General features: G+C 71.1%; 13 protein-coding genes and 1 pseudogene. 12 read left to right on the forward strand and 2 right to left on the reverse strand.

Features of this window, described 5'->3' with window-relative positions:
• Positions 1-190 precede the first annotated feature (190 nt).
• The 7 genes from E1182_RS22880 (at position 191) to E1182_RS22910 (ending at position 8,617) form a co-directional block, all read left to right on the forward strand.
• Entirely contained in the window at positions 191-1,402 is a 1,212-nt protein-coding gene (locus E1182_RS22880) for a glycosyltransferase family 4 protein (protein ID WP_132268756.1), read from the forward strand.
• A 261-nt stretch (positions 1,403-1,663) separates the two neighbouring features.
• On the forward strand, positions 1,664-2,788 hold the full coding sequence (gene wecB / locus E1182_RS22885) for a non-hydrolyzing UDP-N-acetylglucosamine 2-epimerase (protein ID WP_132268758.1): 1,125 nt from the start codon (positions 1,664-1,666) through the stop codon (positions 2,786-2,788).
• 154 nt (positions 2,789-2,942) lie between these two features.
• The gene (locus tag E1182_RS22890; RefSeq protein WP_305792136.1) at positions 2,943-3,986 is read left to right on the forward strand and encodes a polysaccharide biosynthesis protein; all 1,044 of its coding nucleotides are present in this window, start codon (positions 2,943-2,945) and stop codon (positions 3,984-3,986) included.
• On the forward strand, positions 3,983-5,110 hold the full coding sequence (locus tag E1182_RS22895; RefSeq protein WP_132268760.1) for an NAD-dependent epimerase/dehydratase family protein: 1,128 nt from the start codon (positions 3,983-3,985) through the stop codon (positions 5,108-5,110). The genes E1182_RS22890 and E1182_RS22895 overlap by 4 nt, the downstream gene beginning before the upstream one ends.
• The gene (locus E1182_RS22900; protein WP_132268762.1) at positions 5,107-6,345 is read left to right on the forward strand and encodes a glycosyltransferase family 4 protein; all 1,239 of its coding nucleotides are present in this window, start codon (positions 5,107-5,109) and stop codon (positions 6,343-6,345) included. The genes E1182_RS22895 and E1182_RS22900 overlap by 4 nt, the downstream gene beginning before the upstream one ends.
• Positions 6,346-6,385: 40 nt before the next feature.
• Positions 6,386-7,144, forward strand: a complete 759-nt coding sequence (locus E1182_RS22905; RefSeq protein ID WP_305792137.1) for a sugar transferase — start codon at positions 6,386-6,388, stop codon at positions 7,142-7,144.
• Between the two features lie 531 nt (positions 7,145-7,675).
• Positions 7,676-8,617: a DUF389 domain-containing protein gene (locus E1182_RS22910; RefSeq protein WP_132268764.1), complete on the forward strand. Its 942-nt coding sequence runs from the start codon at positions 7,676-7,678 to the stop codon at positions 8,615-8,617.
• On the opposite strand, the gene E1182_RS22915 is transcribed toward E1182_RS22910, so the two are convergent.
• Positions 8,553-9,014, reverse strand: a complete 462-nt coding sequence (locus E1182_RS22915) for a hypothetical protein (protein WP_132268767.1) — start codon at positions 9,012-9,014, stop codon at positions 8,553-8,555. The genes E1182_RS22910 and E1182_RS22915 overlap by 65 nt on opposite strands.
• Positions 9,015-9,184: 170 nt before the next feature.
• Between E1182_RS22915 and E1182_RS32845 the strand changes: the two are divergent.
• The 3 genes and pseudogenes from E1182_RS32845 (at position 9,185) to E1182_RS22930 (ending at position 10,339) form a co-directional block, all read left to right on the forward strand.
• Positions 9,185-9,799 (forward strand): annotated as a pseudogene (locus tag E1182_RS32845) (helix-turn-helix domain-containing protein).
• A 31-nt stretch (positions 9,800-9,830) separates the two neighbouring features.
• Positions 9,831-10,157, forward strand: coding sequence for a DUF5753 domain-containing protein (locus E1182_RS22925; protein ID WP_243706377.1), 327 nt, complete (start codon positions 9,831-9,833; stop codon positions 10,155-10,157).
• On the forward strand, positions 10,154-10,339 hold the full coding sequence (locus tag E1182_RS22930) for a DUF397 domain-containing protein (RefSeq protein WP_132268785.1): 186 nt from the start codon (positions 10,154-10,156) through the stop codon (positions 10,337-10,339). The genes E1182_RS22925 and E1182_RS22930 overlap by 4 nt, the downstream gene beginning before the upstream one ends.
• 117 nt (positions 10,340-10,456) lie before the next feature.
• On the opposite strand, the gene E1182_RS22935 is transcribed toward E1182_RS22930, so the two are convergent.
• Positions 10,457-12,946 (reverse strand): Tex family protein, encoded by a 2,490-nt coding sequence (locus E1182_RS22935; RefSeq protein WP_132268772.1) that lies wholly within the window; start codon positions 12,944-12,946, stop codon positions 10,457-10,459.
• 141 nt (positions 12,947-13,087) lie between these two features.
• Between E1182_RS22935 and E1182_RS22940 the strand changes: the two genes are divergently transcribed.
• Both E1182_RS22940 and dgt read left to right on the forward strand, forming a co-directional pair.
• The gene (locus E1182_RS22940; protein WP_132268774.1) at positions 13,088-14,350 is read left to right on the forward strand and encodes a nucleotide sugar dehydrogenase; all 1,263 of its coding nucleotides are present in this window, start codon (positions 13,088-13,090) and stop codon (positions 14,348-14,350) included.
• A 66-nt stretch (positions 14,351-14,416) separates the two neighbouring features.
• The coding region (gene dgt / locus E1182_RS22945; RefSeq protein WP_132268777.1) for a dGTP triphosphohydrolase at positions 14,417-14,970 on the forward strand (554 nt) is incomplete at its 3' end.

The following is a 14,970-nucleotide window of genomic DNA, read 5'->3' on the forward strand; positions in this document are numbered from 1 at the left end:
GGGGGACGATCCGGGGGCTCGGCATGGGACCGGTTATAGCCGGCCGGATCGGGCGGCCAGGCGACTTTCACGAATCCGGTGGCGATTGTCGGCGCACCGCCGGCCGGACCTGGCGTTCGGGGGTAACCGGGAAGCGTCCCGCTCGTTGGCCGATTCGTTCCACGTGGCGGATTCGGGTCCGGGAGGTCCTGTGCGGCAGAACCACCTGGCGGCTCCACCGGCCGGCGGCGTACCGGGCGTCGGCCGGGACACGACGGCGTTCCGCACGCTGGTCACCTGCACCTACTTCGAACCGGGGTTCCGCGGCGGCGGGCCCGGCAGGTCGGTCGCGCACATCCTGGACTCGGCTTCGTGCGAGGTGGCGGCGACACTGGTCACCCGGGACCGCGACCTCGGCGACGCCGAGCCCTATCCGGAGCTGTCCGGCCGCTGGCTGATGCGCGGCCGGACGCCGGTGTTCTACCTGTCGCTGCGCAGCCCCCGACAGTGGTTCCGGCTCTGGCGGGAGCTGCGGCGGACCCGTTTCGACCTGCTCTACGTCAACAGCCTGTGGGCGACGATGTCACTGGTTCCTGTGCTGGCCGTCGGCGTTGGCCTGCTGCGCGCCGACCGGGTGCTGGTGGCGCCTCGGGGCGAGTGCTCACCGGGGGCACTGTCGCTGCGTTCGGCGCGCAAGCGGCTGTTCGTCGTCGGCTGGCGACGGGTGCTGCGCCGGCTGGACGCGTCGTTCCACGCCTCCACGCCGCGCGAGGCCGCCGACATCCGCCGGCTGTTTCCGTGGGCGACGGTCCGGGTGAACGCCAACCAGACCCCGCTGCCGCCGGAGCCCACCGCGCCTCCGCCACCCGTGCCGGGGCCGTTGCGGCTGGTCTTCGTCGGGCGGGTCGCCGCGATGAAGAACCTGGCGTTGGCGTTGGAGGCGTTGGCGGTGGTGCGGCGTCCGGTGACCCTCGACGTGTACGGCCCGATCGAGGATCCGGCCTACTGGCGGCGCTGCGAGGCGTTGATCACCGCGCTGCCGCCCGGGGTGCGGGTGGACTACCGGGGGGTCCTGCCGCCGGGTCAGGTGCCGGCGGCGCTGGCCGAGCACGACGCGCTGGTCCTGCCGACACTGGGGGAGAACTTCGGCCACGTGGTGGCCGAGAGCCTGGCGGTCGCCTGCCCGGTGCTCTGTTCGGACCGCACTCCGTGGACCCCGGTGCTGACCGCCGGCGGCGGGGCGGTGGTGTCGGAGTTCACCGCGGCGGCCTGGGCCGCGGAGATCGACCGGTGGGCCGCCCGGCCGCCCGGGAAGCGGTACGAGGCCCGGCTGGCCGCCGCCGACGCCTACCGGCGGTGGCGGGCGACGGTGGCCCGGGAGAACATCCTGGACGTGGTGCGTCTGGAGTCGTGGCCCGGCTGAGCGGATCGCCGGCCGAGGTCCCGCAGCGGGCGTGGACCGGCCTGGACGCAAGGTGGAGGCGCCTCGCCATCCGTACCTTTTGCCGGGTCAGTTGCGAAAGGCGTATCTCGGTCCCCGGCGTCTCGTTGTCCCGGATGCCGCGTTTCGCGGGCGGTGACCGGGGGAGCGACGACACGGGACGGTCTATGAGCGTCAAGACCGCCGGATGGGCGTCGACCGGTTCGAGGACATGCTGACCCGGTGGCGGCAGAGAGGACGGGCATGACGCGGATCATGACGGTGGTCGGAACCCGACCCGAGATCATCCGGCTGTCCCGGGTGATCGCCCGGATCGAGGACACCGTGGACCACGTGTTGGTGCACACCGGCCAGAACTGGGACAGCAACCTTTCCGACGTCTTCTTCAAGGAATTGCGGCTACGGGATCCAGACCGATTCCTGCGGGTGGACACGTCGTCGCTGGGCCGGGTGCTCGGCGGTGTGCTGGTCGGGGTCGAGTCCGCTCTCGTCGACCTGCGGCCCGACGCGCTGCTGGTCCTGGGCGACACGAACAGCTGCATCGCGGCCCTGATGGCCCGGCGGATGCGTATCCCCGTGTACCACATGGAGGCCGGCAACCGCTGCTTCGACCTCAACGTGCCAGAGGAGACCAACCGCCGTCTGGTCGACCATGTCGCCGATTTCAACCTGGTCTACACCGAGCACGCCCGCCGGAACCTGCTCTCCGAAGGGTTGCACCCGCGCCGGATTCTCCTGACCGGCTCGCCGATGCGGGAGGTACTGACCCACTACCGGTCCGACATCGACAGTTCGCCGGTCCTTCGTCAGCTCGACCTCGTCGCCGGTCGGTACTTCGTGGTCAGTGCGCACCGTGAGGAGAACGTCGACGACCCCGACCGTCTCCGTCGACTGCTGGAGTGTCTCGTGGCGGTACGGGACCGGTGGGGATTCCCGGTGCTGGTGTCCACACACCCGCGGACCCGCAAACGACTGGAGGCAACCGTGCCGGACGCGGGTGCGCTCGACGGCATCGCCTTTCACGAGCCCTTCGGGTTCTTCGACTACGTCCACCTTCAGATGCGGGCGTACTGCACCCTTTCCGACAGCGGCACGATCAGCGAGGAAGCGGCCATCCTGGGATTCGCGGCAGTGACGTTGCGCGAGTCCATCGAGCGTCCCGAGGCGCTCGATGCCGGGGGAATCATGATGACCGGCCTGGAGCCGGCGGGTGTGGTGGAGGCGATTGAGGTGACCGTGGCGCAGGTACGCGCCGATGGCGTCCCCTGCCCGGTCGACTATCAGGTGCCGGACACCTCGCGACGCGTCGTCGACTTCATCCTCTCCACGGTGCGCCGCCATCACGACTGGGCGGGCATCCGGCGCTGACAGCCGTGTCTGGGCCCGTCCGCTGAGGCGGCCTGACGCGGGAGTGCTTCGAGATTGGTGGCGGACGGCCGTGCCCAGTTACACCGTTTTTGCCGCCTTCGTACCGATAAGTAATAGATTGTCTCTAAAGCTACTATCTGCCCTGCTGTCAGGAGTGACTGTGACGCTTAACTTCGCCGGCCGGCGGGTCTTGATCACCGGTGGGACCGGATCCTTCGGCCAGACGATGGTGCGCCGTCTCCTCGACCGAGACGTCGGCGAGGTCCGCGTGTTGAGCCGGGACGAGGCCAAACAGGACGCCATGCGTCGGGTGCTGGGTGACGACCGGGTGCGGTACCACGTCGGGGACGTCCGCGACCTCGACAGTCTGCTGCACGCCAGCCGGGACGTCGACTACGTCTTCCATGCCGCGGCGCTCAAGCAGGTGCCGTCCTGCGAGTTCTTCCCGCTGGAGGCCGTCCGTACCAACATCCTGGGCAGCGCCCACGTCGTCGAGGCGGCGGCGCGCAACGAGGTCCGGTCGCTGGTCCTGCTCAGCACCGACAAGGCCGTCTACCCGGTGAACGCGATGGGCATGAGCAAGGCGCTGATGGAGAAGGTGGCGCAGGCGCACGCCCGTAACCACCCGGGCAGCCCGACAACCGTCTCCTGTGTCCGGTACGGCAACGTCATGTACTCCCGGGGTTCGGTGATACCGCTGTTCATCGAGCAGATCAAGGCCGGTCGGGCACCGACCGTGACCGACCCGGCGATGACCCGGTTCCTGATGTCCCTGGACGACTCCGTGGATTTGGTCGAGCACGCGTTCCAGCACGCCTGCGCCGGCGACGTCTTCATCCGCAAGGCGCCGGCCTGCACCATCGCCGATCTGGCCGAGGCACTCTGCCAGCTCTTCGACGTGCCGGCCAAGCTCGACGTGATCGGGGTGCGGCACGGCGAGAAACAGGACGAGACGCTGGCCAGCCGCGAGGAACTGGTCCGCGCAGAGGACTTCGGCGACTTCTTCCGGGTCCCGCTGGACGCCCGTGACCTCAACTACGCCCTCTACGTGACCGAGGGCGAGTTGACCGAGAGCCCGCAGGAGGACTTCACCTCCGCCAACGCGGTCCGCCTGGACGTACCGCAGATCATGGACCTGCTCGTCACGCTCCCCGAGGTGCGGGCGGAGCTGACCCTGCGGGATCCGGTGCTGTCGTGACGCGGCTCGCCCTCACCGGGGCCAACGGTTTCCTCGGGTGGCACGTCCGGGTGCTGGCCCGTGCCATCGGGTGGCCCGAGCCCGTCGTGGTCAGCCGGTCCGACCTCGTCGACCCGGCCGTCGTGGCGGCCAGGATCGACGGCGTTGATCGCGTGGTACACCTCGCGGGGGTCAACCGGGGCGAACCCGCGGAGGTCGCCGGCGGCAACGTCCAACTCGCCGCCGCGCTGGCCCGAGGGCTGCGCCGCTGCGCGACGCCACCGCAGACGGTTGTCTTCGCCAACTCGGTGCAGGCCGGCAACGGGACCCCGTACGGCGACTCGAAGGCGACGGCTGCGGCGACGCTGGCGGCTGCCCGTCCCGACCTCGTTGACGAGCGCCTGCCCAACCTGTACGGCGAGCACGGCCGCCCGTTCTACAACGGCGTGACGGCGACCTTCTGCCGGCTGCTCGCCGACGGACGTGAGCCGGAACTGCACGAGGATCGCGAGCTGACCCTGGTACACGCGACGGACGCCGCCGCCCGGCTGATCGGTGCCCCGGTCGGTGGCACCTGGGACGCCGCGATGCCTGGTCTGCGGATCAGCGTCCGTGAACTCGCCCGTCGCCTGGCCGGCTACGCCGCGACCTACCGGCGGGGGGAGATCCCGGCCCTGACCGACCGGCACGCGGTGCGGCTGTTCAACACCTACCGGTCGTTCACCTTTCCGGACCAGCATCCCATCCTGCTGCCGCAGCACGCCGACGTGCGCGGTGAGTTGGTGGAGACAACCAAGTCACACGGCGGTGCCGGGCAGGTATTCTGCTCGACCACCCGTCCGGGGGTGTCTCGGGGTGAGCACTTCCACCTCGCCAAGATAGAGCGCTTCGTGGTGCTGCGGGGACGGGCGGAGATCAGTCTGCGCCGGGTGGGCCGCGACGAGGTGATCCGGTTCCGCGTCGGCGGAGACGAGTCCGTGGCCGTCGACATGCCGACCATGTGGGTACACAAGATCCTCAACGTGGGCTCGGACGATCTGTTGACCCTCTTCTGGGCCAACGAGATCTTCGATCCGGATCGGCCGGACACGGTGGCGGAACGGGTGGAGAGCGCGGTGCCCGCAGCGGCCGGGGCGGCGGCATGAAGGTCGGCCTGGTCTCCCAGTGGTACGCGCCAGAACCGGTGTTCATCGCCGGTAACCTCGCCGACGAGTTGGCGGCGCGGGGGCACGAGGTGAAAGTGCTCACCGCGTTCCCCAACTATCCGAACGGGCGCACCTATCCGGGATTCCGTCAGCGGTGGCGACACGTCGAGCGGAGCACCGGGCCGACCGTCCGGCGGGTACCGATCTATCCCAGCCACGACGCCTCGGCGGCCCGGCGGGCCGCGAACCTGATGTCGTTCGCCGCCACCAGCCTGGCGGCGGCACCCCGCTTCCTGGCCGGGATCGACGTGGTCTACGTCTTCAGCCCACCCCCCACCGCGTACGCCGCCCCGGCCCTGCTGCGGCTGCTGCGCGGGGTGCCCGCCCTGCTACACGTGCAGGACATGTGGCCGGAGTCGGTGACGGGCTCGGCGATGGCTCCGGGCGGCGTGGCCGGACGCATTCTCGGTCACGGGATCAGCGGGGTGATGCGGCGGATCTACCACAGTGCCGCCCAGATCGCGGTCATCTCGCCGTCGATGGCCGACCTGGTGATCGACCGGGGCGCGGACCCGAGCAAGGTGCGCGTGGTGTGGAACTGGACCGACGAGACGCTGTTCCGTCCGGCGCCCGCCACCGCCGGGGACCTGGCGGCGATCGGCCACCGGGGCAGGCCGGTCGTCATGTTCGCGGGCAACCTCGGCCCGCTGCAACGGGTCTCGACGGCGGTACGGGCAGCGGCGGTGGTCGGCCCCGTACTGGACCTGGTCTTCGTCGGCTCGGGCAACGAGGAGGCGGAAGCCCGACAACTCGCCGCCGAGCTGGGCGTCGACAATGTCCGGTTCCTTGGCCGCCGCACACCGCAGGAGATGGCCGGCCTGTACGCCGCCGCCGACTTTCAGCTCGTGACCCTGCGGGACATGCCGGGCCTGCGTGGCACGGTCCCCTCGAAGTTGCAGGCCGCGCTTGCCAGCGGTGCTCCGGTGATCGTCTCCGCGAACGGTGACTGCGCCGACCTGGTCGCGGCCAGCGGTGCGGGACTCGCCAGCCCGGCGGAGGACGTGACGGCGCTGGCCGCCCAGTTCCGCCGCGCCGCCGCGCTGTCCGAGGCGGCGCGGTCGGCGATGTCCCAGCGGGCGCTCGCGGTGTACCGGGAGCGCATGTCGCTGCGGGTCGGTGCCGACCACATCGAGGACATGTTGCTGAAAATGGGCCGGCGAGGCGGAAAGCGCTGAGCCGGCGGCGTTGTTCGTCGACCGCTGCTGGAGGGGATTCGTGACAAGCCAGATCTCACACCGGGAGACGGGTGGTCCAGCCGACCTGCTGACCGTGCCCGGCCGACGTCACCAGGGTCGGGCACCGGCCCGGCCGTACGATCCCTACAAGCGGATGCTGGACGTGGTGGGGGCGCTGTTCCTGATGATCGTCACCGCGCCGGTGCTGCTGATCGTCGCGGCCGTCGTGCTGATGACGCTGGGCCGGCCGGTCATGTTTCGGCATCCCCGGCCGGGTCGCGACGGCGAGCTGTTCCAGATGGTGAAGTTCCGTACCATGCGGTCCGTCGATCCCTCGCGTGGCCTCGTGGCCGATGCCGACCGGCTCACCCGGGTCGGCAGGTGGCTGCGCGCGTGCAGCCTCGACGAGCTGCCCGAGTTGTGGAACGTGCTGCGTGGTGACATGAGCCTGATCGGGCCACGCCCGCTGCTGGTGCGCTACCTCGACCGGTACACGCCGGAGCAGGCACGCCGGCACGAGGTCCGCCCGGGCATCACCGGGCTGGCCCAGGTACGCGGCCGCAACAGCCTGAGCTGGGAGGAGAAGTTCGCCTACGACGTCGAGTACGTCGACAACCGTTCCTTCGCGCTGGACCTGCGGATCCTCGCGGCAACCGTACGCGTGGTGCTCTCCCGCGAGGGCGTCTCCGCGCCCGGGGCCGCCACCGGCTGCGAGTTCCTCGGCACCGCCGCCCACCGCGACGGGCAACGCCTGGCCACCGAACCGGGGCCGGACGGGATACCGATGCTGCCGGTCTGAGGCCCGGCACCTGTGTCTCCGCCGCCTCCGCCCCGTCGCGGGGTGGAGGGCTGCCGGCCGTGTCAGCTCGCGGACGGCGGGCCAAGAGCCGCCCCGGTCACCGCCGGTCGTCGCCAGCCTCAAGACGCAGGCTGAGCAGCGCCTCGTCCCCCGCCACACTCCAGGCCGCCCGCCGCCACGCCGGGTCATCGCCGGCCGCCCTGGCCTGCTGGTCCGGCAGCGTGCCAGCGGCGATGCGTCCGCCGCCGACGCGGCGTGGCGATGCCGAGGAGTTCCGGCGCGGTGGCGACGTCGCCAGCGGAGATCCTCTCGCGCCCCAGCACCACGGTCCGCACCGTCAGGCCGAGAACCGCCAGATCCAGCCGGAGGTCCCACCTCGACGTACTCGACGTCGAGGTGGGACGTCTTGCTCCAACTGACTCCGTCACGCCCGCGCACCTTCCCCTGATCCGACCGAGCTGACCATGGCGGCTGCCGCCGGCACCGAGCTGCCGAAGTAGAGTCCGGACACGCTCGGACGAGGGGAGAGACGTGCTGCACCTGAGGGTGATCGCACCGCCGGACCGGTCCGGCGCGGTGGCCGACCTGCTGGCCGCCGAACCGGGCGTGGCCCACCTGGCGGTGATCGAGGGCGCCGCCCGCCGGCCGCGCGGCGACCTGATCCTGTGCGACGTGGTGCGGGAGAGCGCCGACGGGGTACTGCACCGGCTACAGCAGCTCGGCGTGGAGGCGCACGGGGGGATCGCCGCCGATGACGTCGAGTTGACCATCTCCGCCGCCGCGGAGCGGGCGGCCCGCCGGGCGCCGGGCAGTGGGGCGGACGCGGTCGTCTGGGACGAGATCGCCGCCAAGACCGGCGAACAGACCAAGCTCTCCGCCACCTACCTCGTACTGATCACGGTGGCCACCATGCTCGCCGGTATCGGCGTCCTGCTCGACCAGCCGATCCTGATCGTCGGCGCGATGGTCGTCGGTCCCGAGTTCGGTCCGCTCGCGGCGCTCTGCGTCGCACTGCTGCGCCGCCGGGGGCGGGTGATCCTCCGGTCCGTGCAGGCCCTGGTCGTGGGGTTTGTGGTCGCCATGCTGGTCACCGTGCTCAGTACCTGGGCGTTGACCGCTGCGGGCCTGGTCAGCAAGGAGATGCTGGAGGGCGAGCGGCCGCTGACCGACTTCATCTGGCGGCCCGACGCGCTGTCCTGGGTGGTCGGCCTGCTCGCCGGGGTGGCCGGCATACTCTCGCTGACCTCGAAGAAGTCCGGCAGTCTGGTCGGCGTACTGATCTCGGTGACCACGGTTCCGGCCGCCGCGAACGTCGCGGTCGCCGCGGCGTACGGAGTGTGGTACGAGGCGAGCGGTTCGGCGCTCCAGCTGGTGATCAACCTGGCCGCGATCGTGCTCGCCGGGCTGCTCACCCTGGCGGTGCAGCAGACCTGGTGGTGGTACCTGGCGCGGCGTCGCCCAGCCGCCGGTTGAGCAGGGCCCGCAACGGGATGGACTCGCCGTCGCGCCCGCCGGCCCCGACGATCAGGGGCGGCGGGCTGGGCTGGGGGTCCGTCCCGAACAGCAGGGCACGCAGGCCGCCGGGCACGGTCAGCAGGTGGAACCGGCCGTCGACGTCGACCGCCCGGGTGCGGGCCCGGTCCACGTACCAGCCGCGCAGCCGGGTCCGGTAGCGACCCCGACCGTCGTACGACCGTGCGGTCAGGCGCTCGGTCGGCAACCCGCGCCGGCGGGCCTCGTCGGCGAACCAGGCGACCAGCTCGGCCGCCTGCACCGCCTCGGTCGCCCGCCGGCGCTCGTCGGCCGCCGCGTGCGCCGCCACCGCCCGCCGCCGCTGCTCCCGCCAGTCCAGACCGTCGCGCGCATCCACGACCGCGAGGGTACGCCACGACAAAGGCTGATCAGGATGAGAAGCCGCCTCGGGCAGATGTGGCGGTGGAGGATCCCGTACGCGTGCGACGGCTGAGTGACCAGGAAGGTCAGCGGCTGTTACGCATCACTCGTAGAGGTACCGGTTCACCTATCCGACTACGGCGGGCTATGGTCGTGCTCGCCTCGGCCGGCGGGAACACCGTGCCGGCGATCGCCCGTCTGGTCCAGGCCGACGAGGACACGATCCGGCAGGTCATCCACCGGTTAACGAGATGCGCATGGCCAGCCTGGACCCTCGGTGGGCGGGTGGCCGTCCCCGCCAGATCAGCCCTGACGAAGAAGCGAGCTCGCCGACTACCTGAGCACGCAGACCACCTGCCGATCGAGATCGGGCGGGAACGGCTGCGGCAGATCCTGCACCGCAACGGGATCACCTTCCAGCGAACCAAGACCTGGAAGGAATCCAACGATCCTCAGCAGGACACCAAACTGGCCCGTATCGAGCACGTGACCAGCCACTTCCCGTAGCGGGTGTTCGCGTTCGACGAGTTCGGACCGCTGGTGATGAAGGCCCAGTTCGGGCCGCTACGCACTTTCGTGATCGCCGGCTCCAACCATCCCAACCACCCGGCCCTGACCCGTCACCTGCACCGATACCTGCACTGGAGAAACGCCAACGCCCGCCACCCCGACGTCCTGGCCGCCCAACGCCGCGAACGCGCCCGCGTCCGCAGCGAACGACAACGACGCTGGGGCCAGACACCGCGCCGGGCAGCAGCCTGACCCGTGGCTGACGGCGGTCATTGACGAGGGGGTGGTCCGGCGGTGCGTGGGTGGTGCCGAGGTGATGCGTGAGCAGCTCGTGTCGCTAGCCGAAACGGCGCGGTTGCCGCACGTCCGCGTGCATGTGGTTCCCCTGTCGGCGGGGGCGTACGGCGGACTGTCCGGGCCGTTCGTCATCGCCAGCAGCGCCGACAACCGGACCGCCGGTTACCTGGACACCCTGCTCCACGGCCAGGTGGTGTCCGATCCCGGGGACCTGGTTGCCCTCACGGCAGCGTGGGAGAATGTCCGCGGTGAGGCGCTGTCCCACCGGCAGTCGATGGAACTGATTAGGGAAGTGGCGGAGACATGGATCTGACCCGCGCTACCTGGCGCAAGAGCACCCGCAGCAGCGCCAACGGCGGTGATAGCGTCGAGGTCGCCGACAACCTGCCCGGCGTCGTCCTGGTCCGCGACACAAAGGACCGCGACGGCGGGACGCTGACCTTCACGCCCAGCGTGTGGCGCAGCTTCGTCGGTTTTGCGAAGACCCAGCACTAACCCGTGATCCCCCGAAGCCCCCGGCCAGCCGGCCGGGGGCTTCTTCGCTGCCCGGGCGAACAACGCCGCCGAGCGAGGCGCAACGGTGGTGGCGCAGCGCCTGGCCCGGGTGGCCGGTCAGGCCAGGCCGGCGCGGCGCAGCGCCTCCGCCATCTCGCTGTTGGCCGGGGGCGGCGTCGCCCCGCCGCGACCCTGGCGTGGCTGCCCGGCACGCCCACCCTGGCCGCGCCCGGCGGATCCGCTCTGGCCGCCGCGCCCGATCTGCTCCCCGCGCGGGCCGCCGCGCCCGGCAGATCCGCCCTGGCTGCCGCGTCCGCCCTGCTCCCCGCGCGGGCCGCCGCGCTCCCGGCGACCGCTGTCCTGACCGTCCCGGCCGGTGGCAGGGTCGTCGTCCAGTCGCAGGGTCAGCGAGATCCGCTTGCGGGGCACGTCCACGTCGAGCACCCGGACTTTCACCACGTCGCCGGACTTGACCACGTCCCGCGGATCCTTGACGAAGGTGTGCGACATCGCCGACACGTGCACCAGGCCGTCCTGGTGCACGCCCACGTCGACGAACGCGCCGAACGCGGCCACGTTGGTGACCACCCCTTCCAGCACCATGCCGGGGGTGAGGTCGCTGATCTTCTCCACGCCCTCGACGAAGGTGGCGGTGCGGAACTCCGGGCGCGGGTCGCGGCCCGGCTTCTCCAACTCGGCGAGGATGTCGGTGACGGTGGGCAGGCCGAACGTGTCGTCGACGAAGTCGGTGGCCCGCAGCCCGCGCAGGATCGCCGACCTGCCGATCAGGGAGCGCAGGTCCTGCCCGGTGTGGGCGAGGATCCGCCGGACCACCGGGTACGCCTCCGGGTGCACGCTGGAGGAGTCCAGCGGGTCGTCGCCGCCGGGGATGCGCAGGAAGCCGGCGCACTGCTCGAACGCCTTCGGCCCCAGTCGGGGCACCTTGCGCAGGTCGGCCCGGGTGCGGAACGGCCCGTTCGCGTCGCGGTGCAGGACGATGTTCTCCGCCAGCCCGGCGCCGATGCCGGAGACCCGGGTGAGCAGGGGAGCCGAGGCGGTGTTGACGTCGACCCCGACGGCGTTGACGCAGTCCTCCACGACGGCATCGAGGGACCGGGAGAGCTTCACCTCGGAGAGGTCGTGCTGGTACTGCCCGACGCCGATCGAGCGTGGATCGATCTTGACCAGCTCGGCGAGCGGATCCTGGAGGCGGCGGGCGATGGAGACCGCGCCGCGCAGCGACACGTCCAGCTCGGGCAGTTCCTGGGAGGCGTACGCGGAGGCGGAGTAGACAGACGCGCCGGCCTCGGAGACCACCACCTTGGTCAGCTTCAGCTCCGGGTGCCGCTTGATCAGGTCGCCGGCCAGCTTGTCGGTCTCCCGGCTGGCGGTGCCGTTGCCGATCGCCACCAGCTCGACGCTGTGCGCGGCGGCCAGCCTGGCCAGGGTGGCCACGGAGGCGTCCCACTGCCGGCGCGGCTCGTGCGGGTAGATCGTGTCGGTGGCGACGACCTTGCCGGTGGCGTCGGCCACGGCCACCTTGACCCCGGTGCGCAGGCCCGGGTCCAGGCCCATGGTGGGTCGGGCCCCGGCCGGCGCGGCGAGCAGCAGATCCCGCAGGTTGGTGGCGAAGACCCGCACGGCCTCCTCCTCGGCAGCCTGCCACAACCGCATCCGCAGGTCCGCGCCGAGGTGGATGAGGATCCGGGTACGCCAGGCCCAGCGCACCGTGTCGGTCAGCCACCGGTCGGCCGGCCGACCGGCGTCGCTGACCCCGAACCGGCCGGCGATCGCCGCCTCGTACCGGGTCGGGCCGGTGACCGGGGCGTCGGCGTCGCCGTCGGCCTCAGGGTCCATGGTCAGGTCGAGCACGCCCTCCTTCTCGCCCCGGAACATCGCCAGGATCCGGTGCGAGGGCAGCTTCGGGTACGGCTCGGCGAAGTCGAAGTAGTCGGCGAACTTGGCGCCCGCCGTCTCCTGGCCCTCGCGTACCCGCGAGACCAGGCGGCCCCGCGACCACATCTGCTCGCGCAGCGTGCCGATCAGGTCGGCGTCCTCGGCGAAGCGTTCGACCAGGATGGCCCGCGCCCCCTCCAGCGCGGCGGCGGCGTCGGCGACGCCCTTGTCCGCGTCGACGTAGTCGTCGGCCGTGGCGCGTGGATCCCGGGTCGGGTCGGCGAGCAGCGTGTCGGCCAGCGGCTCCAGCCCGGCCTCGCGGGCGATCTGCGCCCGGGTCCGCCGCTTCGGCTTGAACGGCAGGTAGATGTCCTCCAGCCGGGACTTCGAGTCGGCTGCCATGATCTGCGCTTCGAGGGCCTCGTCGAGCTTGCCCTGGCCGCGGATGGACTCCAGCACGGCGGCCCGCCGCTCGTCCAGCTCGCGCAGGTAGCGCAGCCGCTCCTCGAGGGTGCGCAGCTGCGCGTCGTCGAGCAGGCCGGTGGCCTCCTTGCGGTAGCGGGCGATGAACGGCACGGTGGCGCCGCCGTCGAGCAGCTCCACGGCCGCCCGCACCTGACGTTCGGCGACGCCGAGCTCCTCGGCGATCCGCTGATGCACAGACTGGGTCACGATCTTGATCCGCCTTCTCCGGTGGGTTCCGTCGTGCATTCTGCCGCTCTCCCCGGACGCTCTGCACCCCGGCGCACCCACCGGTGCCAGCAACTCACCGATATCACGAAAACGGACTTACATCATCAGAAATCCCTCTAGCCTCCAACCAGGTGATTCCTACGTCTATCTGGAGCCCGGGTGAGTGCTGAGAAGCTGGTCGTGATCGGCCAGGGATACGTCGGTCTTCCACTGGCCATGCGGGCGGTCGAAGCGGGCATGGACGTCGTCGGGCTCGACGTGGACTCCGACCGGGTCAAGCGGCTCGCCTCGGGCGAGTCCTTCGTGGAGGACATTCCGGCCGACCGGCTCGGCCGGGCGCTCGGCAGCGGCCGGTACCGGCCGAGCCTGGACTACGCCGACGCCGAGGATTTCGACGTCTGCGTGATCACCGTGCCCACCCCGCTCCGGGACGGCACCCCCGACCTGAGCTACGTGGAGCAGGCAGGCACCGGGATCGGTCCGTACCTTCGACCGGGCTGCGTGGTGGTGCTGGAGTCGACCACGTACCCGGGCACGACCGAGGAACTGCTGCGCCCACTCCTGGAGTCGGCCAGCGGGCTGCGCAGTCCCGGCGACTTCCACCTCGGCTACAGCCCGGAGCGCATCGATCCGGGTAACCGGACGTGGCGGCTGGAGAACACGCCGAAGGTGGTCTCGGGGGTGGACGCCGCGTCGCTGGGTCGGGTCGACGATTTCTATCGCCGGATCGTGACGCGCACCGTGCCGGTGACCTCCACTCGGGTGGCCGAGCTGACCAAGCTGATCGAGAACACCTTCCGGCAGGTCAACATCGCACTGATCAACGAACTCGCGATGGTCTCCCACCACCTGGACATCGACATCTGGCAGGCGATCGAGGCTGCCGAGACGAAGCCCTTCGGGTTCATGCCGTTCCGGCCCGGACCCGGTGTCGGGGGGCACTGCCTGCCGATCGATCCCTGCTACCTCTCCTGGCAGGTCAAGCGGCGGCTGGGCCGGCAGTTCCGCTTCATCGAGCTGGCCAACGACGTCAACCACGAGATGCCGGAGCACGTGACGAAGCGGATCATGGACGGGCTGAACCGGACCGGTCGTGCGGTGAGCCGCGCCCGGATCCTACTGCTCGGCCTCGCCTACAAGAGGAACACCGGTGATATGCGCGACTCGCCCGCTGCGGACGTGGCCCGGCGGCTGCGGGACCTCGGCGCGGACGTGCGCGCCGTCGAGCCGTACGCCGAGCCGCACCACGTCCCGGGCGGGGTGCTGGTCGTGCCGTTGACCGAGCAGGAGGTCGACGCGGCCGACGCGGTGATCGTGGCAACCGACCACGACGTCTTCGACTACGACATGGTGGCCCGGCGTGCCCGGTATGTCTTCGACGCGCGGAACCGGTGCTCGGGACCCGCGGTGGAACGGTTGTGACCACGTGACCTGCCCCGGGGGCGGCCGCTGACGCTAGCCAGCGTCTTCCGCGCTAGCGTGGCGATCATGGAACAACCTGCGGATCCGCGGGCGGGGCGGCTCTTCGGCGGCAGCGCCCGTGCCCTCGGCGACCTGGCCGCCAGCCCGTTCCGGGCCGACCGGGACCGGATCGTGGCCTCCCCGTTCTTCGCCCGCCTGAACGGCGTCACCCAGGTGGTCAGCCCGGGCGGCTCGGGGCTGCTGGTGCACAACCGGCTCACCCACAGCCTCAAGGTCGCCCAGGTGGCCCGGGCGATCGCCGAGCGGCTCACCGCCGACGACCGGCACCGTGAGCTGCTGGAGAAACTCGGCGGCTGCGACCCGGACGTGGTGGAGGCCGCCGCGCTCGCCCACGACCTGGGCCACCCGCCCTTCGGGCACCTGGGGGAGCGGGTGTTGGACCGGCTGGCCCGGCACCGGCTCGGGCTGCCCGACGGGTTCGAGGGCAACGCCCAGTCGTACCGGATCGTCACCAGCACGGAGATCAGGGGCGCGGCGACCACCGGTCTCGATCTGACCGCCGCGGTCCGCGCGGCGATGCTCAAGTACCCGTGGACCCGGCTGGACCTGTCTCTTATACA

This window comes from Micromonospora sp. KC721 (assembly GCF_004348355.1).
Taxonomy (GTDB): Bacteria; Actinomycetota; Actinomycetes; order Mycobacteriales; family Micromonosporaceae; genus Micromonospora.

Excerpts from the sequence above, each read along its gene's own strand:
- E1182_RS22935 (WP_132268772.1), bottom strand. The coding sequence starts at position 12,946 with ATGCACGACGGAACCCACCGGAGAAGGCGGATCAAGATCGTGACCCAG.
- wecB (WP_132268758.1), top strand. The coding sequence starts at position 1,664 with ATGACGCGGATCATGACGGTGGTCGGAACCCGACCCGAGATCATCCGG.
- E1182_RS22900 (WP_132268762.1), top strand. The coding sequence starts at position 5,107 with ATGAAGGTCGGCCTGGTCTCCCAGTGGTACGCGCCAGAACCGGTGTTC.